Raw genomic sequence first — 23,086 nt, 5'->3', positions numbered from 1 at the left:
GCGCATTCTCAGACGGGCTGGGCGCCCGGCCGCCCGGCCTGCACTACAAAGCGCGCCATGCTGCTCAGCGGGCTGCTGTCGGCCCAGGGCTCGTCGACCGCGCGCAGCTCGGCCTCCAGACGCTGGGCGCTCAGCTCGAAGCGCATATAGCCGCGCCGGTCGCTGCGACCCAGCTTGATATGGGGGTTCCAGGGCAGGACCTGATCCAGGCGCTCCTGGGCCATGCCATGGCTGCTGATCGAGGTGCCGCAGAACTCACTGGCCAGGACCGGGGCCTTGGGGTCGCCGTAGTCCGCCTTGAGCTCGGCCACGTAGTGGGCATGGACGTCGCCACCCAGCACTACCGGATTGCGGGCGCCGGCGGCCTGCATATCGCGCAGCAGGCGCTCCCGCGCCAGGGGGTAGCCGTCCCAGCCATCGGTCCAGTGTCTGCCCGGCCCCTCGGCGGGATCCTGCCAGTTCATGCGGGCCATCAGGGTCTGCTGGGCCAGCAGATTCCAGGGGCGCTCTCTATCCCAGGCGCGGCGCAGCCACTGTTCCTGGGCGCCGCCCAGCAGGCTGCGGCGCGGATCCAGCAGGGCGGGGCAGTCCTGCAGATCCACCGTGTTGGAGCCGCCCCGGCCCGGCTTGGGGCAGGCCTGGGGGGCGCGCCACTGCCGGTTGTCCAGGGTGATGATGCGGGCCAGGCCGCCCCAGTCGTAGCTGGCGTGGATGCGCATGTCCGGCCCCCGGGGGCGCGCGGCCTTGGGAAAGGGCTGGTGCTCCCAGTAGGCCTGGGCGGCCGCGGCGCGCCGTCGCAGGAACTCGGCCTCGGGATCCAGGCTTTGTGACTGAGTGCCTGCCCAGTCGTTGTCCACCTCGTGGTCGTCCCAGGTGAGGATCCAGGGGGCGCTGGCGTGGGCGGCCTGCAGATGGGGGTCTTGCTTGTACTGGGCGTAGCGCTGGCGGTAGTCCTCCAGCGTGCGGCACAGGCCGCCCGTGTGGCGGCGGCGGGCCTTGCTGCTGGCCGGCGTGGCGTACTCGTAGATGTAGTCCCCCAGAAAGAGCAGCAGATCGAGTTCCTGAGAGGCGATCTCGCGCCAGGCCGCGTACTCGCCATGGTCCCAGCGCTGGCAGGAGGCAATGGCAAAGCGCAGACGCTCCGCGCCCGCGGAGGCCGCGGGGGCTGTTCGGGTGCGGCCTGTGGGGCTGCGCTGCCCCAGGGCCATGAAGCGGTACCAGTACCAGCGCCCCGGCTTCAGCCCTGCCGGTTCGGCGTGCACGCTATGGGCTTCGGAGGCGCGGGCGATCTCGCTGCCGCGCGCCACGACGCGCTGGAACTGTTCGTCCTCGGCCATCTCCCAATGCACCGTGACGGCGTCCGGCAGGGCCGGCCCCATCAAGCGGGTCCACAGCACCAGGCTCTCGGGCAGGGGGCTGCCCGAGGCCACGCCCAGCGTGAACAGCGCGTCCGGGCTGGCGTCGGCATGGCGCAGCAGGAAGGCCGGTGCGGCACCGGCGGCCAGGGCGGCCTGCAGCAGCCGGCGGCGGGGCATGGGGAGCTGAAACCTTGGGTTCATCGCGTCAGCTTAGCGGCATTTGCGCCGCGCACCCTTGGCTATCATGCGCCGAGCCCTGCGCGACCTGCGCCGCCCTACATCTTGCCGCCGATGAAACTGTCGCGACCCCAATCCTTCCCGCAATGGCTGGCGTTGGTTCTGGCCCTGGCATGTGCGCTGCCCGGCCTGGCTTTGGCCTTGCATTACCCGCTGTCGCCCGTGGGCATGGGCCTGCTCTGCCTGCTGCTCGCCGGCCTGGCCTTCGTGGCCTGGCGTGAGCTGCCCCTGCTGGTTCCCGCACTGCTGCCAGTGATCGGCTGGGCGCCCTGGACGGGCTGGATCAGTTTCGAGGAGCTGGACCTGCTGGTTCTGTCTGTCTGCAGCGGGGCTTATGCCGCCCTGGCCCTGGGCGGATCCCGTCTCCGGGCGCCGGCCTGGCAGCGGCCTCTGGCCTGGAGCGCGCTGTCGCGTCTGCTGCTGGGATTGTTTGCCCTGTCCCTGCTCGTGGCCGCATGGCGTGGCGTGCAGGATGCCGGGGGCTGGCGCTGGGGCTGGTGGCAGAGCTACCAGGAACCCATGAATAGCTTGCGAGCCCTCAAAGCCTTTGTGCTGGTTCTATTGCTCCTGCCGCTGTGGCGGGCCGCGGCCGATGCCCAGCCCCGGCGCCTGCGTTTGTTGGGGCTGGCCATGAGCCTGGCGCTGCTGGGCGTGGCGCTGTCCGCCCTCTGGGAACGCTATGCCTTTCCGGGCCTGCTCAACTTCAGCAGCGACTACCGCACCGTGGCCCTGTTTTGGGAGGCGCATATGGGCGGAGCGCCGCTGGACGGGGTGGTGGCCCTGAGCCTGCCCTTTGCGCTGGTCTGGTTGTTGCGCGAGCGCCGGCCCTTGCGCTTCGGGCTGCTGCTGGGGCTGATGCTGTTGGGCGCCTACACGGTGTTGGCCAGCTTCTCGCGCGGCCTGTATCTGGCTGCTCCCCTGGGGCTGGGGATGGGCGCCTGGCTGCTGTCGCGCCAGTTCAAGGATGCGGCCAAGGGCGCGGCGATCCCTGCCGATGGGGGCGGCATCTCGTCGACTCGCCGCCCTATGCGTTGGCTGTTGCTGGCTCTGCTCGGCTTCGCCATAGCCGCCGTGCTCCTGTTCCCGGTGGGCGGCTACCGAACCTTGCTGGCCCTGTCCGGTAGCGCTTTTCTGCTCTTGCTGCTGCCCCCGCTGTGGCAACGCCAGACTCGGGCTCAGCGCCTCTTGGCCCTGATGCTGGCCCTGATGCCGGTGCTGCTGCTCGGCATGCTGGCCTGGATGCTGATCCAGCATGTGTCCAAGCTGGCCTATGTGCTGCATGGGCTGGTCGTGATCGGTGGCGCGGCCCTCGCTCTGCGCTGGCGCCACGGTGCCCAGCGCAATGCCCAGGCCTGCTTGCTGGCCGCGGCGTTCTTGGCCAGCCTCGCCTGTGTGGTCTTGGTGGCAGGGCAGTGGGGTGGGGCGCAGGTGCTGGATCGCGCCCTGCCGCCGGCGCTGCTGCTGGCTCTGGGCTGGGTGTTGCTGCAACTGGGGCCGGGTGCTCTGGCCGATCAGCTGCCTAGCCTGTCCTGGCGCAGCAAGGGGCTGGCCGCGACCCTGTGTCTGCTGGTGGCCGTGACCGTGGGCGTGGGCTTTGGCGGCGCCTATGCCGGGGATCGCTTCTCCACCGCGCAGCGTGATTTGCAGGCACGGCTGCAGCATTGGTCCCTGGGCCTGTCCTTGCTGCAGACGCCTGGTGACTGGCTGCTGGGCCGGGGTGCGGGGCGCTTTGCCGCCGACTTCTTCTATGCCATGCCGGCCGCCGAGCGTGTGGGGCACTATCAGGCACTGGAGTCCCAAAACGGCGATCCCGCCTTTCTCCGGCTGAGTGCCGGCCAGCATGTGCTGGGTTGGGGAGAGCTGTTCCGCATCAGCCAGCGCATTGATGCACCGCCGGCGGGAGCGCCGCTGCGCATGGCGCTGCGCCTGCGAACCGAGCGTGATGTGAATCTGCATCTGGAGATCTGCGACAAGCTGCTGCTCTACAACGCGGAATGCGTCACGCGCAATATGCCCATCAAGGCGCTGTCGGGGCAGTGGCAGTCGCTCGGCGTGGAGCTGGGGAACGCGCCAAGCCTGGGTCGCGAACTCCGCCCGGTGGTCTTCTCGGTCGCCGTGGATACGCGTGGCGCCCGTGTTGATCTGGCCCAGCTCTCGCTGCGTGCCGGCGAGGGGCCCGAGCTGCTGCGCAATGGCGACTTCGGGGCCGGCATGGCACGGTGGTTCAGCTCCAGCGATCATCACCACATGCCCTGGCATATGAAGAGCCTGCCCCTGCATGTGCTGTTCGAGCAGGGCTTGCTGGGCCTGGGCCTCTGGTCGGCCATGCTGCTGGCGGTGCTGTGGCGCTGTACCCTGGGCTCTGCACGCCAGCATGAGCTGGCCCCTGCAGTGGTGGGGGGCTTGCTGGCCTTTGTGGTGGTGGGCTTGTTTGACAGTCTGATCGACGCGCCCCGCCTCAGCTTCATGTTCTATGCCGTGTTGGCCCTTGGTCTGGGACTCAGGGCGCCACCGCCCCCGCCGCGCGCCGGTTCCTAGCACATCGGGCGGCGAGGCGGCTCGCTATCATGCGCCCCTTGCTCCCCGAACCGCCATGGCCAAAGCCTCTCACTCCCTGAATCCCGCCCAGTCCGAGGCGGTCCACCATCTGCACGGACCCTGCCTGGTGATCGCGGGTGCCGGCTCGGGCAAGACCAGCGTGATCACGCAGAAGCTGGCGCGCCTGCTGCAGGCCGGCTATCAGGCCAAGAACATCGCGGCCATCACCTTCACCAACAAGGCCGCGCAGGAAATGCGCGAGCGCGCCAAGAACCTGATCGGTCCGCGCGCGGCCAAGGATCTGGTGATCGCCACCTTCCACTCCCTGGGCGTGCGCATCCTGCGCAGCGAGGGCTCACGCCTGGGGCTGAAGGAGCAGTTCTCCATCCTGGACAGCGACGATGTGCTGGGCGTGCTGCGCGATGCCGGCGGCACCGTGGACGCCAAGCAGGCCCAGCGCTGGCAGTGGACCATCTCGCTGTGGAAGAACCAGAACCTCACGCCCCGCCAGGCCCTGGCCATGGCCAAGGACGACGATGAACGCGCCGCCGCCATCGTGATGGAGCGCTACCAGGAGCGCCTGGCCGCCTACCAGGCGGTGGACTTTGACGACCTGATCTCCCTGCCCCTGCGCCTGTTCCAGGACGACGCCGAGGCGCGCGGAAAATGGCAGGACACCCTGCGCTATGTGCTGGTGGACGAGTACCAGGACACCAATGCGGTGCAGTACGAGCTGCTCAAGCAATTGGTGGGGGACCGCGGCATGTTCACCGCCGTGGGCGATGACGACCAGAGCATCTACGGCTGGCGTGGCGCCACCATCGAGAACCTCAAGCGCCTGCCGCTGGACTATCCGAATCTGAAGGTCATTCCGCTGGAGCAGAACTACCGCTCCACCGGCGCGATTCTGCGTGCGGCCAACAATGTGATCGGCTCCAACCCCAAGCTCTTTCCCAAGACCTTGTGGAGCGAGTTTGGCGAGGGCGAGCCGGTCAGCCTGATCGAGAGCGACGGCGAGGAGCATGAGGCCGAGCGCGCCGTGGCCCGCATCCAGGCCATACGCGCCAATGGCGGCACGGTCAGTGGCGGCGGCGATGGCGTGGCGGCGGTGAACTTCAGCGACTTCGCCATCCTCTACCGCGCCAACCACCAGGCCCGCATGTTCGAGCAGGCCCTGCGCCGCGCCCAGATCCCCTACAAGGTCTCGGGCGGCCAGAGCTTCTTCGACCGCGCCGAGATCAAGGACCTCTGCGCCTGGCTGCGCCTCTTGGTGAACCAGGACGACGACCCCGCCTTCCTGCGCGCCGTCACCACGCCCAAGCGCGGCATCGGCCACCAGACCCTGGCGGCGCTGAGCCAGTTCTCGGGCCGCTGGAAGTGCAGCATGTTCGAGGCCCTGTTCGCCGAAAGCCTGGGCACCGTGCTCTCGGCCAAGGCCATTGGCTCCCTGCACGAATTCGGCCGCTATCTGAACGAGCTGGAGTACCGCGCCCGCCACGCCGTGGGGGCCGAGGAGGCCAAGGCCTTGCTGATGGAGTGGCTCTCGGACATCGGCTACGAGCAGCATCTGCTGGACAGCGAAGAAAACGAGAAGGTGGCCACGGCCCGCTGGGGCAATGTGCTGGACTTCATCGACTGGGTGGCCAAGCGCTGCGGCGGCGAGATCACCCAGGACGGCGGCGCCACCTTCGAGGAGCCCAAGAAGTCGGTGCTGGAGGTGGCGCAGACCATCAGCGTCATCCTCTCCCTGGCCGAGCGCGGCGACGAGCAGGACCAGGTGGTACTGACCACCCTGCACGCCAGCAAGGGCCTGGAGTGGCCCCATGTTTTCCTGGCCGGCGTCAACGAGGGCCTGCTGCCCTTCAAGGCCGATGATGAGGACATGACGCCCCAGCGCCTGGAGGAAGAGCGCCGCCTGATGTATGTGGGCATCACCCGCGCGCGCAAGACCCTGGCCGTCTCCACCCTGCGGCGCCGCAAGAAGGGCCGCGAGACCGTGATGGGCGTGCCCAGCCGCTTCATCAACGAGATGAAGCTGGGTGAGGGTGACGGCCCCAAGGAAGACCCGCGCGAGAAGCTCAAGCGCATGCGCGAGCAGCTGGCGGCCCGGGCGGCGGCCACTGCGGCAGCGCAGCAAAAAGATCCCGAGCGCTGAGTTTTGTGCGGCATTGCTCCTCGCGGGCGATGTATTCGCGCCAAGTGCATGGCGCGCACGCGCCGGGCAGGCTTAGCATGGCGCTATGCGGTGGTGCAAACACAGTGGCGTGAGGGCGGCGGCCAAGAGGTCAGCGGGCAGGACAGGGCTGGCCGCCGTGATGGCCGGCGTTTTCTGCGCGGCTGGCGGCCACGCCGGGGCTCAGGAGAGCGAGGAGCTGGAGCAGCTCTTGCAGCGGGCGGTTGAAGGGCCGTCCCGCTATGCGCAGAGCCTGCTGGATGCGCCGGCGGCCGTGAGCGTGATCGGGCGCCGCGAGTCTGAGCTGCTGGGCCATGCCACCGTGGGCGAGATGATGGGCCGCCTGCCAGGGGTCTATATCGGCGACACGCGGCAGTACAGCAGCGTGGGCTTGCGAGGCTTCAGCCGCTCGGGCGACTACAACGCGCGCCTGCTGATGGCCATCGACGGTTTCCGCGTCAACGATGCCTTGTACGACCAGGCCCTGCCCGGCCAGGAGTTCCCCCTGGTGGCGGAATGGGTCAAGCGTGTGGAGCTGGTCCATGGCCCCAGCTCCTCGGTCTATGGCGGCAACGCCCTGCTGGGCGTGGTCAATCTGGTGACCATGGACGGCGCGGACGCGCCGGGCCTGCGCTTGCTGGGCTCGGCCGGCAGCTTCGGCACGCGCCGGCTCATGGCCCAGTACGGGAGCAAGCAGGAAGGCGGCGGCGACCTCTTCGTGGGCCTGAACCTCTGGCGCAGCGCCGGCGAATCCCTGGAACTGCCCGAGCTGGGGCTGCCCTCGCCACGCCTGAGCGGGCTGGACGGCAGCGAGTACGCCAGCCTGTTTGCCAAGTACCGCTGGGGCGCCTGGCGTGCCAGCGTCTCGGCCATGCAGCGCGACAAGGATGTGGCCACGGCACCCTATGGCACCGTGCCCGGCCAGCCCGGCACCCGTTACCGGGACGGCTACGCCTATGCCGAGCTGGGCTACGACGAAGGCTGGAGCCGCGAGCTCCGTCGCAGCCTGCGCCTGGGCCTGGCGCGCAGCAGCTTTGATGGCCGCTATGTCCTGGGCGAGGGATGGGTCAACCGCGACGAGGCCCGTAGCCATTGGTTCAGCATGGACGCCAGGCTGCAGTGGCGGGGCTGGCTCAACCATGATGTGATGCTGGGCCTGGATGCGCGTGTGGTGCCCCGAGGCATGCAGCGCAACTTCGACGAGCAGCCCTACCGGCTGGTTCTGGACAGCCGCGAGTCCATGCAGGGGCTGGGCCTGTATCTGCAGGACCAGTGGCGCCTGTCCGAGACCTGGCAGCTGAGCAGCGGCCTGCGGCTGGATGCCATCAAGAGCTATCGCGCCGAGTGGTCCCCACGCCTCGCCCTGATTTATCGCCCTCGGCCCGGTGAGGCCATCAAGCTGATGGCGAGCCGGGCCTTCCGGGTTCCCAATCTGGCCGAGCGCTTCTATGCCGACGAGGTGTCTCAGCGGGCCCATCCGGAACTCGGGCCTGAGCATCTGAACACCCTGGAGCTGGCCTGGGAGCGGAGCCTGGACGCCCGCACCGCCTTGACGTTGCATGTCTATCACACCGAGCTGCGCGGCATGATCGAGATGAGGGTGCCCGAGGCCGGCGGGGTGGGGCGCTACGAGAACCTGTCTCGCGTGCGCACCCGGGGCCTGGACCTGGGGCTGGAGCAGCGCCTGGCCGGGGACTGGCAATGGCGGGCCGACCTCTCCCTGGTGGATGCGCGGGCCGCCGGCCAGCGCCTGAGCAACTCGCCGCGCTGGCTGCTCAAGGGCCATCTGATTGCGCCGCTGGCACCCCAATGGTCCCTGGGCCTGGAGGCCCAGGCCATGACGCGGCGCCAGGGCCGCGTGGATGAGGTGCCCGGCTACCTCAGCGCCAATGCCCTGCTGCGCTACACCGGCTGGCGCGGGCAGGTGCTGGCACTGCGTGTCAAGAATCTGGGCGATCGCCGCTTCTGGGACCCCGCCGGATCGGAAAGCGAAGCCCTGCAGCGGCTGCCGCAGGAGCGGCGCAGTCTGCGGCTGGACTGGCAGCTGATGTTCTAGCGCGCAGGAGCCCGCCATGTCCGACCAGGCCTCTGCCATGAGCACCCGCCGAGTCCGGCGCGGGGTCGTGGCGCTGGCCTGCGTGGCTGCGCTGGGTGCCGTCTGGGCCCAGGGCGATAGCGAAGCCCGGCTCAAGGCCCAGGTGCTGGTCAAGGCGCTGCGCTTTGTGGAGTGGCCTCCCGGTGGCTTGTCCGATGGGCAGCCTCTGCAGCTCTGCCTGGCCGAGGACTCCGCCCTGGCCCAGGAGCTGCGCGGCCTGGATGGCCAGGCCCTGGGGCGGCATGCCTTGCAGGTGCGGGCGGTCCGGCCGCGTCAGTTCGCGGCCTGCCATGTGGTGCTGGTTGGTGAAGCCCAACTGCCGCTGCCCGCCCAGCCCGCCACGCTGTGGGTCACGGAATCTCCGGGCATGCTGGAGCGCGGGCTCATGCTCAGTCTGCAGGTCGAGGAGGGACGCGTGGTCTTTGACGTGGGCCTGGACGCCACGCGGCGTGCCGGTTTGGACATCAGCGCCAAGCTGTTGCGCCTGGCGCGTTTCGTGAAGAAGGGCTGAGTCCGGATATGGCGGCGCCTCGCAAGCCCAGCTGGTTGCAGCAGGTCCTGATGGAGCAGCGCGAGGCCCTGCTGGCCCTGGCGGCCCTGATCCTGTTCTCGATCCTGCTGGCGCTGGCCCAGTATGTCCAGCTGGACCGCCGGTTTTCCCAGGATCTGCAGACGAATGCCCGCATCGTGGCGGATACCGCGGCGGCGGCCGTGCTTTTCGACAATGCCGAGGATGCGCGCGAGATCCTGGCGGCGCTGCGCAGCTCGGAAGACATTCAGCAGGCGCTGCTGCTCGACAAGGCGCGGCTGGTTCTGGCGGCCTATACCCGCAGTCGCGACGAGGGGGTGGGCCTGTTCTTCCAGTGGGCCGGGGTGGATCGGGTGCGTGTGCCGGTGGTGGCGGGTGGCGAGGAGGTGGGCGAGCTCCTGCTGCATGCCAGCCGGGTGAGGCTGTGGCAGGATCTGGCGCGTTTTGTCGGCACCTCGCTGGCGCTGCTGGTCTCGGCTCTGGGGCTGGCCTGGCTGGCTTCGCGTGAGCTCCGCGCGCGCATGCGCGATGCGGCGCGCCGCATGCAATACCTGGCCCTGCACGATGCGCTGACCGATCTGCCCAATCGCGAAAGCCTGCGCCTGGCCCTGGAGGATGCGGCTGAGCTGGCGCGCGACCGTGGCCAGCCCTCGGCCCTGCTCTTCATCGATCTGGACAATTTCAAGCAGATCAACGATGACCACGGGCATGCCGCCGGTGATCAAGTGCTGAGGGCGGTGGCCCAGCGCTTGCGCGAGCTGCTGCGTCCGGGCGATCTGGCGGCCCGCCTGGCCGGCGACGAGTTCGCCCTGCTCTTGCGCTCGCCCGTGGATGTGGCGCTGGCCACCCGCACCGCCGCGCGTCTGGTTCAGTGCCTGGCTCAGCCGGTGGAGGATGTGCTGGGCGAGTCCCTGCGGGTGCGTGTCTCCGTGGGGGTGGCGCTGCTGCCCCTGCATGCCAGTGGGGCCGAGGAGGCCATGCAGCTGGCCGATAGCGCCATGTACCAGGCCAAGCGGCAGGGCAAGGATGGCTATCAGCTGTTCACCCAGGAGCTGGGCGAGTCCCTGCGGGCGCGTCACCGCCTGGAGCTGGATCTCAGCGAGGCCTTGCGTCATGGCGATCTGCAGCTGGCCTACCAGCCGCTCTTCGATGTGCAGGGGCGCATCCAGGCCTTCGAGGGCCTGGCACGTTGGCGGCATGCCCAGCGGGGGGCGGTCTCACCGGCCGAGTTTGTGCCCGTGGCCGAGGCCGGCGGCTTGATCGACGAGATGGGCCTGTGTCTGCTGCAAACCCTGGCCCGGGATAGGCAGCACTGGCTATCCCAGGGGCAGGTCTGCCCACCGGTGGCCCTCAACCTCTCGTCGCGCCAGTGCCGGCGCCCGCAACAGCGCGAGCGCTTTCTGGCGACCCTGGAGATCCTGGGGCTGGGGCCGGAGGCGGTGGAGTTCGAGCTCACCGAGGGGGCGCTGTTCGAGGATCTGGGCAGCGAAGAGTCCATGGTGTCCCTGCTGCAAAAGCGCGGCTATGTCTTGGCCATTGATGACTTCGGCACCGGCTACAGCTCCCTGTCCTATCTGCGCCGTCTGCGCTGTCGCAAGCTCAAGATCGACCGGGTCTTTGTCAATGAAGTCGCCCGGCATCGGGATGCGCAAACCCTGGTGGGTGCGATCGCCGGCGTGGCCCATGCCATGCACATGCAGGTGGTGGCCGAGGGCGTGGAGAACGAGGCCGACCACGACTGTCTGGCGGCCCTGGGCTGCGATCTGCTCCAGGGTTTCGGTCTCTCCCGGCCGCTGACACCGCAGCAGGCCCTGGCCCTGCTGCGCTTGCAGCAGGCCGGCGAACGCGCCAGGGTGCAGGCCCAGCAAGCCTGGTATGAGACGCCGCCGCCGGCCTGAGGTCCGGATGCGCTAGCATCGAAGCCGGTCCGGCGCCATTGCCGGCCACGTCGCTCGGACGGTTCCGGGCGCTTACGTGAGACACACCACCATGACTTCTGCCTCCGGCAGCAAGCGCCGCTTCGCGCGCATCGATCGCCTGCCTCCCTACGTCTTCAACATCACCGCCGAGCTCAAGCTGGCGGCGCGCCGACGCGGCGAGGACATCATCGACATGAGCATGGGCAACCCCGACGGGGCCACGCCGCCGCACATCGTCGCCAAGCTCACTGAGGTCGCGCAGCGGCCCGATACCCACGGCTACTCGGCCAGCAAGGGCATCCCGCGCCTGCGCCGCGCCATCTCGCACTGGTACGAGCGCCGCTATGGCGTGGCCATCGATCCGGACAGCGAGGCCATCGTCACCATAGGCTCCAAGGAGGGCCTGGCGCATTTGATGCTGGCCACGCTGGACCGCGGCGACACGGTGCTGGTGCCCGACCCCAGCTACCCCATCCACATCTATGGCGCCGTGATCGCCGGGGCCGATATCCGCGCCATCCCGGTGAGCAGCGAGGTGGACTTCTTCACCGAGCTGGAAAAGACCATACGCGGCAGCTATCCCAAGCCCAAGATGATGGTCTTCGGCTTCCCCTCAAACCCGACCGCGCAATGCGTGGACCTCGCCTTCTTCGAGCGCGTGGTGGCCCTGGCCAAGAAGCACGACATCCTGGTGGTGCACGATCTGGCTTATGCCGACATCGTGTTCGACGGCTACCAGGCCCCGTCCATCATGCAGGTGCCCGGCGCCAAGGACGTGGCGGTGGAGTTCTTCACCCTGAGCAAGAGCTACAACATGGCCGGCTGGCGCGTGGGCTTCATGGTGGGCAATGCCGATCTGGTGGCCGCGCTGGCCCGCATCAAGAGCTATCACGACTACGGCACCTTCACGCCCCTGCAGGTGGCGGCCATCGCCGCGCTGGAGGGGGATCAGCACTGCGTTCGAGAAATTGCCGCCAGCTACCAGCGCCGCCGCGATGTGCTGCACAAGGGCCTCAACGAGGCCGGCTGGGCCGTGGACCTGCCCAGGGCCAGCATGTACATCTGGGCACCCATTCCCGAGCCCTACCGCGCCCTGGGCTCGCTGGAGTTCGCGCGCCAGCTGCTGGAGAAGGCCAAGGTCTGCGTCTCGCCGGGCATCGGCTTTGGCGACCATGGCGACGGCCATGTGCGCTTCGCCCTGATCGAGAACGAGTCGCGCATCCGCCAGGCGGTGCGCGGCATCAAGGCCATGTTCAAGGCGGACGGGCTGATCAAGGCCTGACCCCCGCAGGGCCAGCGGGCCGGGTGTGACCCGGCCCGGCAGAAGCTTATGGGGATTGGGTATTTGCCCGCCCCCGCGGAAGCGGGCAGTATTCAGGGTTTTCCACTAGCAGGTCACCCCATGCCACGCCCCTTGCGTACCCTTGCCATCGCCGCCCTGCTGGCCCTGTCGGGCACGGCCGCCGTCGTGCAGGCCAAGCCCCTGCGCTGGTCCAGCCAGGGCGATGTGCAGAGCTTCGACCCCCATGCCTACAACAGCGCGCTGAACAACCAGTTCAACGCCTTTGTCTACGAAGGCCTGGTGGCCTACGACCAGGCCTTCACCATCGAGCCGGCCCTGGCCTCCAAATGGACCCAGGTGGAGCCCACGCGCTGGCGCTTCGAGCTGCGGCCCAATGTCAAGTTCCACGACGGCACGCCGCTGACAGCCGATGATGTGGTCTTCTCCTTCGAGCGCGCCCTGGCGCCCAGCTCCAACTTCAAGGTGCTGCTGCAGGGCGTGACGGGCGTGAAGAAGCTCTCGCCCTCCAGCGTGGAGATCCAGCTCTCGGCGCCCAATCCGGTGCTGCTGCGCCAGATCACCGGCGTGCGCATCATGTCCAAGGCCTGGGCGACCAAGCACAAGATCGAGCAGCCGCAGAACTTCGCGCAGAAGGAAGAGACCTATGCGGTGCGCAATGCCAACGGCACCGGCCCCTTTGTGCTCAAGAGCAGCCAGCCCGGCGTCAAGACCGAGCTGACGCTGAACCCGAACTGGTGGGGCAAGCTGCAGGGCAATGTGAGCCAGATCGTCTACACGCCCATCGGCTCCGACGCCACCCGCCTGGCGGCCCTGCTCTCGGGCGAGCTGGACTTCGTGCTCGACCCCGCGCCGCAGGACGTGCCCAAGCTGCGCAACACCCCGGGCGTGAAGATCATCGAGGGCGCCGAGTTCCGCACCATCTTCCTGGGCCTGGACCAGGCCAGCGATGAACTCTCCAGCAGCAATATCAAGGGCCGCAATCCCTTCAAGGATCTGCGCGTGCGCCAGGCCCTGTACCAGGCCATCGATATCGAGACGCTCAAGCGCGTGACCATGCGCGGCCTCGCGCAGCCGGCCGGCTCTCTGGTCGCGCCCCAGGCCGACGGCTGGACGGCCGAGGGCGACCGCCGCCTGCCCTTCGACCTGGCCCGCGCCAAGGCCTTGCTGACCGAAGCCGGCTACCCCGAGGGCTTCTCCGTACAGCTGGACTGCCCGAATGACCGCTACGTCAATGACGAGGAAATCTGCAAGGCCCTGACCGCCATGTGGGCCAAGGCGGGCGTGCAGGCCAAGCTGGTGAGCCAGGGCTCCAGCGTCTACTTCCCCAAGCTGCAGCGCAAGGAAAGCAATCTGCATCTGCTGGGCTGGGGCGTGGCCACTTTTGACGCGCTCTACTCCCTGCAAGCCCTGGTGCACAGCCCGGTTGGGGCCGATGGCAGCTGGAACTACGGCCGCTACGCCAACCCCAAGCTGGACGCCCTGATCGACGCCGCCAAGGTGGAAGGCGATGTGGCCAAGCGCCGCGGCCAGCTGCGCGAGGCGCTGAAGATCGTGCAGGACGATGTGGCGGTGATCCCCCTGCACCACCAGGTCATCCCCTGGGCCGCGCGCAGCAATGTGCAGGTGGTGCACCGCGCCAACAACCACATCGATGTGCGCTGGATCCGTATTGATTGACTCACCCCCTACCGGCTTCGCCGGCCCCCTCAAGGGGGCGGCAGCGTCCGCCCGGCAAAGCCGGATCGGCGCTGCCCGCTCGGTCAACACCCGAGGGCCAGGTCTGGCCTGGGGTGATTGCTAGGGTGGGGAGGGCGGCGCTTCTGCCAAGATGCGCCGCCATGGCCTTTGCTCCCTCCACCGTTCTGCTGGCCGCGCTGACCTTCTGCAGCGCGGCCTTTGCCATTTTTGCCAGCCTCACGGGCCAGGCCTGGCTGCTGTGGATCAGCAAGCCGCTGACCACGATGCTGATCCTGGCCTATGCCTGGCCGCGCGGCCGGGCCGATGCGCAGCAGGCCCCGGCCCGACCCTGGGTGCTGGGCGGTCTGCTGGCCTCGCTGGCCGGGGATGTGGCCCTGATGTGGCCGGGCGAGGGCTTCTTCATCGTCGGCCTGCTGAGCTTTCTGCTGGCGCATCTGGCCTATCTGCGCGCCTTCACCCGGCTGCGCCGCCTGGCGGCCTGGCCGCCGGCCTTTGTGTTCTACGCCCTGCTGGCCGCTGCGGTGCTGAGCCAGCTCTGGCCCGGCGTGCCCGCCGGGCTGCGCCTGCCGGTGATCGCCTATGTGCTGTGCCTGGCCGCCATGGGCGCGCAGGCGGCCGTGCTGTGGCGCGGCGGTGCGGCGCATGGCCGCCGCCTGGCCCTGGGCGGCCTGCTCTTCGTGCTCTCGGACGCGCTGCTGGCCACCAACAAATTCGCCGGCCCCCTGCCCGCGGCCGCGCTCTGGGTGTTGGCGAGCTACTGGGCGGCGCAATGGTGCATTGCGAGCTGGCTGCTGCCGCGCGAGCCAGCGGCAGCCCGCTGAGATTGACGTCTCACGGTGCCTGCGGCGTCTTGGGCTGCAATGCCCTTGCGGCGGCTGCCTGCCATACCGGCGCGGGGTCGGCCGCCGCGTGTGCACGGCAGGCGGCCACCAGCTTGATCACATGATCGTCGTGCTGTGCGATGGCGTCTGCGGCGAGTCGGGGCCAATCGGGCAGGACGGCCTCGTCCCCCGCCGGCAATGCCGCCGTGGCCTGGACCGCGCCGCTGGCCATCAGTGCAGCGGCGGCGGCGTGGATGAACTGCCGTGCTGATCCCGGCTCGCCGTCCAGCCAGGGCTGCAGCGCGCGCAGTGCGGCGCTGGCGGTGATCAGGTGCAGCACTGTGAAGCTGGCAGTCGCGGCATAGAGCGCGGCGGCGCCGCGTGCCAGCGCGGGCAGCTCAGCATCGGGCAGCCGTCCGGCAAGCGCCCGCCAGTCGGCGCGCAAGCCCCAGTCGGCCATGCGCTCGGCGATCAGTCCGCGCTGTGGCATCGCCTCGGCGCCGGGCAGCGCCCTGAGTGCGGCAAGCCAGTCGGTGAGGGTCATGGGACGCATGTCGGTGGGCGCAGGCAGGGGCTGGTAGCGGCTTGCCCAGTAGGCCAGCGCGGCGGCCAGCTCGCCCTGATGGCCATGGCGTAGCGCGTGTCCGGTGCGGATCAGGCCATGGAAGGCCACGGCGCTGACACCGGGCATCAGCACGGGCAGCTCGGCGCGCAGCAGCCCATCCCGGCCTCGCGCGGCCAGGGCGGCGCGGTAGTGGGCGAACCACTGCGGGTAGTCTTCAATGCGCCCCATGCATTCGGGGCGGTGCGCGTCCCTTGCATGCTCAGGCACGGGCCGCAAACGCAGGGCATAGTGGCGCTGGAACTCGCGCAGCCGCTGGCTGCTCGCGCCCAGCTGCTGCAGCGCGTCCAGCGCCATCGGCAGGTGCGAGCTGAGCTGTGCGCGGTATTCGGGCCACAGCGCCAGCCCCTCATCCAACAGCGCCAGGAGGGTGGCGGCGCTGTCGCCGGGGCCGGACGCGTGCGCGCGGCTGCTAGCGGTGGGCGCAGCGTCGGCCGCGGCTGTCGTCTTTGTCTCGCTTGTCGGGTTCAGCATGATGGCCTCGTGTTGACGAAGTGGATCAGGTGCCGGACAATAAAAGTTCAAGTTAACTTGATGTCAAGCGGGTGATGAGCAAATCCATCTCGGGGCCAGGTGCGGGCCACAAGGGCGTCCGCAGTGGTGCGGCGGAGGAGGTCGGGGCCAAGGACGGCGGTAGCGATGCCTGGATCGCCATCGGCGAACTGGCGCGGCGCTCCGGCGTGCCCGCCAGCGCACTGCGCTTCTACGAGGAACGCGGCCTGATCGCCGGCGGACGCAGTGCCGCGGGCCGGCGCCAGTATCCGCGCCATGTCCTGCGACGCGTCGGCTTCATCCGCGCCGCGCAAGCCGTGGGCCTGGCGCTGGATGAGATTGCTGCCGCGCTGGCCTCCTTGCCCGAGGGGCGCACGCCCACCAAGGCCGATTGGCAGCGTCTGTCCGCCGGCTGGGCGCCGCTGCTCGATGCGCGCATTGCCGCACTGACCCGCCTGCGCGACCAGCTCGGCGCCTGCATTGGCTGCGGCTGCCTGTCGCTGAAGTCTTGTCGGCTCTACAACCCTTTGGACCGAGCCTCGCTGAGGGGGAGTGGCCCGCGCTATCTGTTGGGTGACAAGCCGGTGTCGGGCTGAGCTCAGCGGGTACGTTGCGACAGCTCAAATCAGGTCTTGCCGGGTGCGAGCGGCAGCGACAGCGGTCTTGACCTCAGCAACTTGACGACTGTCCCGCCTGCGGGGGGCATTTAACAATGCTTAAGAGTTGTTCCTCGAAAGCGTTTCTAGGATGGATTCGGATACTGGCTGCGGCTCGCAGTCGGGCCCGTCTGCTCTGTCCTGGGTCTTTTGCGCTGGGCGGAGCTCAACTTAGGGAGTTCACATCATGAAGAGTGTTTTGATTGGCGTGGTGCTGTGTTTGTCGTCCCTGCATGCTGCGCACGCCATGAATCTTGTCCAGGATGGCAGCTTTGAGAGCACTGTGCTGGCGGATGGCACGTACACGATTGTTCGACAAGCGACGCTCGGGCCCTGGACTCTGGGCAGCAATGGACTTGAGCTTCGCAACAAAGTTGTGGGCTCTGCCTATGACGGCAAGGTCTTTGCGGAACTGGACGCCTTTGGTGGCAACAGCTGGATTTCCCAGAGCTTGAGCACCACGGCGGGGCAGTGGTACGAGCTCAGCTTTGCCTATGCCAATCGACCGGCCTTCCCCGCGAACAGCAATGGCTTGGGTTGGTCGCTGGACTGGAGCGCAGGATCAAGGACGGGTGCCGTACCCCAGCTGCCCTTCAACCCCACGGGCGAGCACGTGTGGAAGATATTCACCACGCGCTTTCAGGCCACCGAGAGCAGTACGCTGCTGAAGCTTTCGGCGACAGGGCTGTCTGATGGGGCTGGCAGCTCTTTGGACGCCATCAGCGTGATGCCTGTGGCTGCACCGATTCCCGAGCCCGAAAGCTGGGCTCTGATGGTCTTGGGCCTCCTGGTGCTTGGGGGCTGGCAGCTGCGGCGCCGTCAAGCGGCACAGTGATCCTGAACGTGCCAAGGGCCAACTAGCGGACGCGGCAGCACGCCACGGCGCTCACATGCCTTTGAACAGGTGCGTGTAGCTGCGGCTGACTTCCAGCTTCTCGCTCAGGCCCTTCACGCCCACCAGCTGGCGGCCGCGGAAATCGCGCGTCACGCCCGCGATGGCCTTGACGTTGACCAGGGTGGAGCGGTGGATCTGCCAGAAGAGCTGTGGGTCCAGTTCGTCCACCAGTTCCTTGATAGGCTTGCGGATCAGGGCTTCCAGCGTGGCCGTCTGCACCCGGGTGTACTTCTCGTCGCTGATGAAGAAGAGCACCTCTTCCACGGGGATCATCTGGATGGCCTGACCCACGGTGGCCTGTATCCACTGCAGGTAAGCCGGCTTGCCGCCGGGATTGAGCTGGGCCGAGAGCTTGTGCAGCAGCTGCTGCAGCGGGGCGGCGGGTCCGCCCCCGGCCTCGGGCGCAGCATCGGCGTCCTGTCGCTGGGCCAGGCGCTTCTTGATGCGCTGGACCGTGACTTGCAGGCGCTCGCGTTCGGCGGGCTTGAGCACATAGTCGGCCACGCCCTGTTCGAAGGCTTCCACCGCGTACTGGTCGTAGGCGGTGATGAAGACGATCTCGGGCACCAGCCATTCATCGTCATCCCCCTCGCCGGGCAGCTGGGCGATCTGGCGTGCCGCATCCACGCCGGTGAGGCCGGGCATGCGGATGTCCAGGAAGACCAGATCCGGCTTGTGCTCCCGCACCAGATCCACGGCCTCCAGCCCGTTCTTGGCCTCGGCCACGATCTGCAGCTCGGGCCAGACCTCGGTGAGGCGGCTGCGCAGCTGCTCGCGCATCAGGCGTTCGTCGTCGGCCAGCACGGCGCGGACGGGCTGGGAGCGGGGGGCGGTGATGTCGTTCATGGGCGCAATGCTAGTCCGGCCTTCAGGCCTGGGTGGCCGTGGCGGCCTGGGGTTTTTCCGGGGCGGGGCGACGGTCGCGCAGCAGCAGCCACAGCGGCAGGCCCAGCAGCAGCAGGGGCGAGAGCAGCAGTCCGCCCACGCCCACCAAGGCCAGCAGGCCCAGGCCCAGCACGCTGGCGACGATCAGCATGGGCAGGCCCAGGCCCAGCAGCAGGGCCAGCGGCAGCACGAGGAGCAGCACAAAACCGGTGATCAGCCCGCCCAGCACCAGGCCACTCCAGTGCATGGCGTGCAGCTCGTGCAGGGGCAGGGTCTCGCCATTGACGCTGATCTGCACCTCGGGGTGGCTGGCCAACTCCTGCCAGACCGCAAACCCGCCGGCCAGGGCCAGCACGGCCAGCAGCAGGCTCAGGCTAAGCAGGATCTTGAAGAACGTCTTCATACGAGGGTCTCCTCTTCTTCGCGGCTGCGATAGGGCACGGTGATGGTGACGGCGGTGCCGCAGGGCTGGTTCTCCTTGATGGTCACGCTGGCCTTGCTGCCGTAGAGCAGGCTCAGGCGCTCGCGGATATTCGCCAGACCCACGCCCGTGCCGGCGGTGGCCGCGCGGCCAAAGCCCAGGCCGGTATCGGCCACGGTGACGGCCAGCTTGCCATGCACGATCTCGGCCTTGACCTTGAGGCTGCCGCCTTCGGCCTTGGGCTCCAGGCCGTGCTTGATGGCGTTCTCCACCAGGCTCTGGATCATCATCTGCGGGAACTCGGCCGAGAGCAGGCCCTGGGGCACATCGATCTCGGTCTGCAAGCGTTCTTCCATGCGGACCTTGAGGATTTCCAGATAGGGCCGGATCACAGCCAGCTCGCGGCCCAGATCGCGTCCGCCGTTGGCATTGGCCTCGCGCATGCTGGGCATGGAGGCGCGCAGCAGGGCGATCAGGTTCTTCTGCATCTGGGAGGCGCGCGGCGGGTCCACCTCGATCAGGTGGTCGATGGACGCCAGGGTATTGAACAGGAAGTGTGGCTCCACCTGGGCCTGCATGGCGGCCATGCGCGCCTCCACCACCTGGCGCTTGAGCGACTCGGCCTCGGCGGTCTCGGTGGCCTGGGCGGCCTTGACCTCGGCCTGGATGCGGCCCTTGTAGGTGATCTTGATGATGGCGGATGCGACAACGAAGAACACCGCCAGGTCGATCAGGAAGTCGCCCAGGCGCACCACCCGGATCCGCATCCGGGGTTCCTCCGCCGCTTCCCGCTCATGAACGCGCATTGCCTCGATCGCGTCGAGCCTGGCCTGCTCGGCGTCGCGGATGGCTTGCTCGGCGTCGCGGGCCGCCTCCTCCAGGGTGCGACGGGCCTCGGCCACGGCCTCGCGCACTTCCTCGGGCTTGACGCTGTCGGGCAGGCGGATGTCGATGGCGGGGAGGCGGCGGTCCTCGGCGGCGCCCGAGGCTGGCGCCGATGCAGCCGAGGCGGCGGGGGCGGGCTTGCCGATCTCGCGCGGGATGATGCGGACGCCGCGCTCGTCGATGGTCACTTCGTAGCGCACGCCCTCGCCGCTGGGCGCGGGCTTGGCGGGTTCAAGCGGCTTGACCGGCTTGGCCGGCTTGAGTTCCTGCGGTTTGCGCGGCGCCTTCTCCTCGACATGCTCGGTGATCCGCCAGGTGAAGGGCGGCAGGCTTTCGAGCACATTGGCGCCAACCAGCAGCAGCACGGACAGCAGCACGAAGCGCTTCCAGCTGAGTCCCACCAGCCAGTTGGCATAGGCGTGAAAGCCCCGGACGAGGGCGGCGCTGAGCGCCTGCCAGCGGGCGTAGAGCGTGGGGGAGGTGGGTGCGGGGGCATTCATGGGAGGACCTTTTGGATGCTGCGCACTGTACGCAAGCCGGACTGGCTGTCACATGGTCTCGCGACACACTGCAGCGATGGGGCGCCCAGCTGCACAGCCCCGCGACAGGCGGTGCGTCGCGCCCGGCCGCCCGCGAGCCTGCGCCGGCCGGCATGCGTGCGGCCAGCGGGGCGCCGGACCATGAAAAAAGCCCCGCGTCGCGAGGCTTTGTGGGGGTGTTGTAGCGGCGGCTCAGCCCCAGGATTGGAGCCAGAGGATCAGCAAGAGCAGCAAGGCCATTGCGAGTTGCACACTGCGTTGTTGGAACACGAATCTCTCCCTATGCTGCGGTGCATCATAGGTCCTGAGTCGGTCCGAGGCCTCTCCCTAATTAGCGGGATTGGCGCCCGCTTTGTAAGCAGTCGCTACCGTTGCGGGCCTTATTGACGCACGGCCTCGACCTGGATCACCAGCTTGACGTTCTTGGGGAAGCCCCAGGCCAGGCCGTAGTCGATGCCCCATTGGGTACGGTCGATGGTGGCCTCGAAGTCGCCGCCGCAGACCTCGCGCTTGAACATGGGGTTCTGGTAGCAGTTGAACTGCGTGGCCTTGAGGGTGACCGGGTGGGTCTTGTCCTTCAGGGTCAGCTGGCCGCTCACCTCGGTCACCTTGTCGCCATTGAAGACGAACTTGTCGCCCACAAACTTGGCGGTGGGGAACTTGGCGGCGGCAAAGAAGTCATCGCCCTTCAGATGGGCGTCCATGGGGCCCACGCCGGTGTTGACCGAGGCGATGTCGAAGGTGATTTCCACCTTGCCGGTCTTGGCGGCCTTGTCCAGGGTCACGGTGCCTTCCTTCTTGTCGAAGCGGCCGCGGTTGGTCGAGGTGCCGAAGTGGCTGATCTCGTAGGTCACGAAGGTGTGGGTGGGGTCGATCGCGTAGCTGGCGGACTGCGCCTGGGCGAAGGAGGCCGCGGCCAGGGTGAGGGCGGCGATCAGGGTCTTCTTCATCGGTGGTTCCTGTCTGCGAGAGGGTGGTTGGAAAGCGGGAGGGGCAAGCGTTGGGGCCTAGGTCAGAGTGCGGCCAGGCCCTTGAAGACCAGCTTGAACTTGACCTGCACATCGTTGGCGACCATGGAGGTGTCGGCCCATTCGCCGTCGCCGATCTTGAATTCCAGGCGCTTGAGCACAAAGCCGCCGGTGGCGGTGGACAGGCCACCCGCCTGACTCAGGGCCACGGGCACGCTGATGTCGCGGGTCTGGCCCTTGATGCTGAGCTTGCCGCTGACCTCGAACTTGCCCGGGCCCGTGGCCTTGATGGCCGTGCTCTGGAACTGGGCCTGGGGCAGCTTCTTGCTGTCGAACCAGGCGGGCTTGGCCAGCTCGGCGTCCAGCTCGGGTGCGGGCAGGCTGACACTGGCCAGATCGATGTTGAAGGCCACCTTGCCGGCCTCAGGCTTCTTGGGGTCCAGGTTCAGCTGGGCCTCAAAGCGCTTGAAGCGGCCATCCACCGGCACGCCCATCTGGCGGCTGGTGAAGCTCAGCTCGCTCTGGGCCGGCTGGAACTGGGCCTGGGCTTGGGCGCCCAGGGCGGCAAGCAGCAGGGTGGTCGTGAGGGCAAGACGGCGCATGTCAGACGGTCCTTGTGTCGAAATAGGGCGGGGTTCAGGCGCCGCGGCCGGGCCACATGCGGGCCAGCAGGCGGTCGCGGTCCACGAACTGATGCTTGAGGGCGGCCGCCACATGGGCGGCCACGACGGCTGCCAGGCCATAGGCCAGCCAGCGGTGCGTGGCCTTGAGCGTCTCGGCCAGGGCCGGATCGGGCGCGACCAGGTCGGGCAGCGGCAGCAGTCCGAACCAGACGATGGGGAAACCGGCCGCCGAGCTGTAAGTCCAGCCCGCCAGCGGCACGGCAAAGAAGAAGAGGTAGAGCAGGCCGTGCACCGCATGCGCGGCCACTTGTTGCCAGCGCGGACCCGGCGCCGCGGCCGGCGCCAGGCGCCGCAGGCTCCAGAGCAGACGCAGGGCGGCCAGGGCCAGCACCGTCATGCCCGCCCACTTGTGCCAGTTGTAGAGCTTGAGCCGACTCATGGAGAAGGGCAGGCTCACCATATAGAGGCCCACCCCCAGCAGGCCGATGATGGCCAGGGCCATCAGCCAATGCAGGGCGATGCTGAGCAGGTCGTAACGGTGGCGGGGGCTGGGCGTCATGGTGAAGCAGTGTGCATGCCACCTCCCGGCCGGCGGTTCAGGGGGCTTGAGTCCATGATTCACAGAATTTGAATGACCGAGGGCGGCCTTGGACCGTCATGCACGGGTCATGGGCGCCACCCAAGATATCAAGTCCTTCAGTGAAAGAGGACGAGCGCCATGGACCTGGTCTCCAAGATCGATGCGCTGTTTGCGCGCCGCGGCGCCTGCCGCTACGAGGGGGAGCGCCGTGAGGGCGTGAGCGCCCTGGAGCATGCGCTGCAATGCGCCCAGCTCGCCGAATGGGCGCATGCGGACAACAGCCTGGTCGTCGCGGCGCTCTTGCACGATCTGGGACAGCTGATGGATGGCGGGCCTCAGGACCCGCTGCGGGACGATCGCCACGAACAACTGGCCTTGCCCCTGCTGGCGGCGGGCCTGGGGCCCGATGTGCTGGAACCCATACGCCTGCATGTGCAGGCCAAGCGCTACCTAGTGAGCACCGACCCCGGCTATGAGAGCGGGCTGTCCCCGGCCTCGCGCCATAGCCTGGCCTTGCAGGGCGGGAGCATGAAGCCGGAGGAGCAGCTGGTGTTCATGGCCCATCCCCACGCCAGCGCCGCACTGCAGCTGCGGCGCTGGGACGATCTGGCCAAGGTGCCGGGCAAGCGCACGCCGCCGCTGGGCTACTACCTGGTCCTTGTCGAGGATGAGCTGGCGCGTATGCGCCGCCCCCGGCGTGTGGCGATTGCCTGAGCACCGGCCCGCGTGGCCGGCATCTCCCACTTGAGGGGGATGGCGGCCGTGAGTGCGGACTCCGATACTGCTTTTCGACCGATGCGCTGCCTGGACCTCAGCGTAGCGGTCAAGGGGAGGAGTGCTATGCCGGCA

General features: G+C 68.3%; 19 protein-coding genes. 11 read left to right on the top strand and 8 right to left on the bottom strand.

Translation table 11 applies throughout. The features are described from left to right. Window positions 1-8: 8 nt before the first annotated feature. Window positions 9-1,535: an alkaline phosphatase D family protein gene (locus DFR39_RS00265; RefSeq protein WP_133601534.1), complete on the bottom strand. Its 1,527-nt coding sequence runs from the start codon at window positions 1,533-1,535 to the stop codon at window positions 9-11. A 114-nt stretch (window positions 1,536-1,649) separates the two neighbouring features. On the opposite strand from DFR39_RS00265, the gene DFR39_RS20325 reads away from it, so the two are divergent. The 8 genes from DFR39_RS20325 to DFR39_RS00225 all read left to right on the top strand — a co-directional run bounded on the left by DFR39_RS20325 (window position 1,650) and on the right by DFR39_RS00225 (window position 14,671). Beyond that, on the top strand, window positions 1,650-4,133 hold the full coding sequence (locus DFR39_RS20325) for a hypothetical protein (protein WP_133601533.1): 2,484 nt from the start codon (window positions 1,650-1,652) through the stop codon (window positions 4,131-4,133). A 55-nt stretch (window positions 4,134-4,188) separates the two neighbouring features. Further along, a complete protein-coding gene (locus DFR39_RS00255; protein ID WP_133601532.1) occupies window positions 4,189-6,288 on the top strand; it encodes an ATP-dependent helicase in 2,100 nt (699 codons plus the stop codon). Between the two features lie 160 nt (window positions 6,289-6,448). Continuing rightward, the gene (locus DFR39_RS00250; protein ID WP_246030673.1) at window positions 6,449-8,362 is read left to right on the top strand and encodes a TonB-dependent receptor plug domain-containing protein; all 1,914 of its coding nucleotides are present in this window, start codon (window positions 6,449-6,451) and stop codon (window positions 8,360-8,362) included. 37 nt (window positions 8,363-8,399) lie between these two features. Beyond that, window positions 8,400-8,912, top strand: a complete 513-nt coding sequence (locus DFR39_RS00245; protein WP_211343760.1) for a YfiR family protein — start codon at window positions 8,400-8,402, stop codon at window positions 8,910-8,912. An 8-nt stretch (window positions 8,913-8,920) separates the two neighbouring features. Then, complete coding sequence (locus tag DFR39_RS00240) at window positions 8,921-10,828, top strand: putative bifunctional diguanylate cyclase/phosphodiesterase (protein ID WP_133601529.1); 1,908 nt, start codon at window positions 8,921-8,923, stop codon at window positions 10,826-10,828. 91 nt (window positions 10,829-10,919) lie between these two features. Continuing rightward, window positions 10,920-12,131, top strand: coding sequence for an alanine transaminase (gene alaC / locus DFR39_RS00235; RefSeq protein ID WP_133601528.1), 1,212 nt, complete (start codon window positions 10,920-10,922; stop codon window positions 12,129-12,131). A 120-nt stretch (window positions 12,132-12,251) separates the two neighbouring features. Beyond that, the gene (locus DFR39_RS00230) at window positions 12,252-13,829 is read left to right on the top strand and encodes an ABC transporter substrate-binding protein (protein ID WP_133601527.1); all 1,578 of its coding nucleotides are present in this window, start codon (window positions 12,252-12,254) and stop codon (window positions 13,827-13,829) included. A gap of 161 nt (window positions 13,830-13,990) precedes the next feature. Further along, window positions 13,991-14,671 carry a lysoplasmalogenase gene (locus DFR39_RS00225; protein ID WP_133601526.1) on the top strand — a complete coding sequence of 227 codons (681 nt, stop codon included), beginning with the start codon at window positions 13,991-13,993 and terminating at the stop codon, window positions 14,669-14,671. 10 nt (window positions 14,672-14,681) lie between these two features. Here the strand turns inward: DFR39_RS00225 and DFR39_RS00220 are convergent, their stop codons facing one another. Next, entirely contained in the window at window positions 14,682-15,767 is a 1,086-nt protein-coding gene (locus DFR39_RS00220; RefSeq protein WP_133601525.1) for a questin oxidase family protein, read from the bottom strand. Window positions 15,768-15,841: 74 nt separating this feature from the next. Between DFR39_RS00220 and soxR the strand changes: the two genes are divergently transcribed. Both soxR and DFR39_RS00210 read left to right on the top strand, forming a co-directional pair. Then, complete coding sequence (gene soxR / locus DFR39_RS00215) at window positions 15,842-16,381, top strand: redox-sensitive transcriptional activator SoxR (RefSeq protein WP_133601524.1); 540 nt, start codon at window positions 15,842-15,844, stop codon at window positions 16,379-16,381. Window positions 16,382-16,649: 268 nt separating this feature from the next. Further along, window positions 16,650-17,276 (top strand): PEP-CTERM sorting domain-containing protein, encoded by a 627-nt coding sequence (locus DFR39_RS00210; protein ID WP_246030672.1) that lies wholly within the window; start codon window positions 16,650-16,652, stop codon window positions 17,274-17,276. Between the two features lie 51 nt (window positions 17,277-17,327). Here DFR39_RS00210 and DFR39_RS00205 read toward each other — a convergent pair whose 3' ends face one another. The 6 genes from DFR39_RS00205 to DFR39_RS00180 all read right to left on the bottom strand — a co-directional run bounded on the left by DFR39_RS00205 (window position 17,328) and on the right by DFR39_RS00180 (window position 22,216). Continuing rightward, window positions 17,328-18,182, bottom strand: coding sequence for a LytR/AlgR family response regulator transcription factor (locus DFR39_RS00205; RefSeq protein WP_133601522.1), 855 nt, complete (start codon window positions 18,180-18,182; stop codon window positions 17,328-17,330). A gap of 22 nt (window positions 18,183-18,204) precedes the next feature. Continuing rightward, window positions 18,205-18,624, bottom strand: a complete 420-nt coding sequence (locus DFR39_RS00200; protein ID WP_133601521.1) for a hypothetical protein — start codon at window positions 18,622-18,624, stop codon at window positions 18,205-18,207. Then, window positions 18,621-20,027, bottom strand: a complete 1,407-nt coding sequence (locus DFR39_RS00195) for a sensor histidine kinase (protein ID WP_133601520.1) — start codon at window positions 20,025-20,027, stop codon at window positions 18,621-18,623. Before DFR39_RS00195 ends, DFR39_RS00200 begins: the two co-directional genes overlap by 4 nt. A gap of 419 nt (window positions 20,028-20,446) precedes the next feature. Then, window positions 20,447-21,016 (bottom strand): YceI family protein, encoded by a 570-nt coding sequence (locus tag DFR39_RS00190; protein ID WP_133601519.1) that lies wholly within the window; start codon window positions 21,014-21,016, stop codon window positions 20,447-20,449. 62 nt (window positions 21,017-21,078) lie between these two features. Further along, the gene (locus DFR39_RS00185; RefSeq protein WP_133601518.1) at window positions 21,079-21,636 is read right to left on the bottom strand and encodes a YceI family protein; all 558 of its coding nucleotides are present in this window, start codon (window positions 21,634-21,636) and stop codon (window positions 21,079-21,081) included. Between the two features lie 34 nt (window positions 21,637-21,670). Continuing rightward, window positions 21,671-22,216, bottom strand: coding sequence for a cytochrome b (locus DFR39_RS00180; RefSeq protein ID WP_133601517.1), 546 nt, complete (start codon window positions 22,214-22,216; stop codon window positions 21,671-21,673). 159 nt (window positions 22,217-22,375) lie between these two features. On the opposite strand from DFR39_RS00180, the gene DFR39_RS00175 reads away from it, so the two are divergent. Continuing rightward, entirely contained in the window at window positions 22,376-22,951 is a 576-nt protein-coding gene (locus DFR39_RS00175) for an HD domain-containing protein (RefSeq protein ID WP_133601516.1), read from the top strand. Window positions 22,952-23,086: the final 135 nt, after the last annotated feature.

The sequence above is a fragment of the Roseateles asaccharophilus genome (assembly GCF_004362405.1).
Taxonomy (GTDB): Bacteria; Pseudomonadota; Gammaproteobacteria; order Burkholderiales; family Burkholderiaceae_C; genus Kinneretia; species Kinneretia asaccharophila.
This window is presented reverse-complemented; position numbering and strand designations above follow the sequence as displayed.

Excerpts from the sequence above, each read along its gene's own strand:
- DFR39_RS00265 (WP_133601534.1), bottom strand. The coding sequence starts at position 1,535 with ATGCCCCGCCGCCGGCTGCTGCAGGCCGCCCTGGCCGCCGGTGCCGCA.
- DFR39_RS20325 (WP_133601533.1), top strand. The coding sequence starts at position 1,650 with ATGAAACTGTCGCGACCCCAATCCTTCCCGCAATGGCTGGCGTTGGTT.
- DFR39_RS00255 (WP_133601532.1), top strand. The coding sequence starts at position 4,189 with ATGGCCAAAGCCTCTCACTCCCTGAATCCCGCCCAGTCCGAGGCGGTC.
- DFR39_RS00250 (WP_246030673.1), top strand. The coding sequence starts at position 6,449 with ATGGCCGGCGTTTTCTGCGCGGCTGGCGGCCACGCCGGGGCTCAGGAG.
- DFR39_RS00245 (WP_211343760.1), top strand. The coding sequence starts at position 8,400 with ATGAGCACCCGCCGAGTCCGGCGCGGGGTCGTGGCGCTGGCCTGCGTG.
- DFR39_RS00240 (WP_133601529.1), top strand. The coding sequence starts at position 8,921 with ATGGCGGCGCCTCGCAAGCCCAGCTGGTTGCAGCAGGTCCTGATGGAG.
- alaC (WP_133601528.1), top strand. The coding sequence starts at position 10,920 with ATGACTTCTGCCTCCGGCAGCAAGCGCCGCTTCGCGCGCATCGATCGC.
- DFR39_RS00230 (WP_133601527.1), top strand. The coding sequence starts at position 12,252 with ATGCCACGCCCCTTGCGTACCCTTGCCATCGCCGCCCTGCTGGCCCTG.
- DFR39_RS00225 (WP_133601526.1), top strand. The coding sequence starts at position 13,991 with ATGGCCTTTGCTCCCTCCACCGTTCTGCTGGCCGCGCTGACCTTCTGC.
- DFR39_RS00220 (WP_133601525.1), bottom strand. The coding sequence starts at position 15,767 with ATGCTGAACCCGACAAGCGAGACAAAGACGACAGCCGCGGCCGACGCT.
- soxR (WP_133601524.1), top strand. The coding sequence starts at position 15,842 with ATGAGCAAATCCATCTCGGGGCCAGGTGCGGGCCACAAGGGCGTCCGC.
- DFR39_RS00205 (WP_133601522.1), bottom strand. The coding sequence starts at position 18,182 with ATGAACGACATCACCGCCCCCCGCTCCCAGCCCGTCCGCGCCGTGCTG.
- DFR39_RS00200 (WP_133601521.1), bottom strand. The coding sequence starts at position 18,624 with ATGAAGACGTTCTTCAAGATCCTGCTTAGCCTGAGCCTGCTGCTGGCC.
- DFR39_RS00195 (WP_133601520.1), bottom strand. The coding sequence starts at position 20,027 with ATGAATGCCCCCGCACCCACCTCCCCCACGCTCTACGCCCGCTGGCAG.
- DFR39_RS00190 (WP_133601519.1), bottom strand. The coding sequence starts at position 21,016 with ATGAAGAAGACCCTGATCGCCGCCCTCACCCTGGCCGCGGCCTCCTTC.
- DFR39_RS00185 (WP_133601518.1), bottom strand. The coding sequence starts at position 21,636 with ATGCGCCGTCTTGCCCTCACGACCACCCTGCTGCTTGCCGCCCTGGGC.
- DFR39_RS00180 (WP_133601517.1), bottom strand. The coding sequence starts at position 22,216 with ATGACGCCCAGCCCCCGCCACCGTTACGACCTGCTCAGCATCGCCCTG.
- DFR39_RS00175 (WP_133601516.1), top strand. The coding sequence starts at position 22,376 with ATGGACCTGGTCTCCAAGATCGATGCGCTGTTTGCGCGCCGCGGCGCC.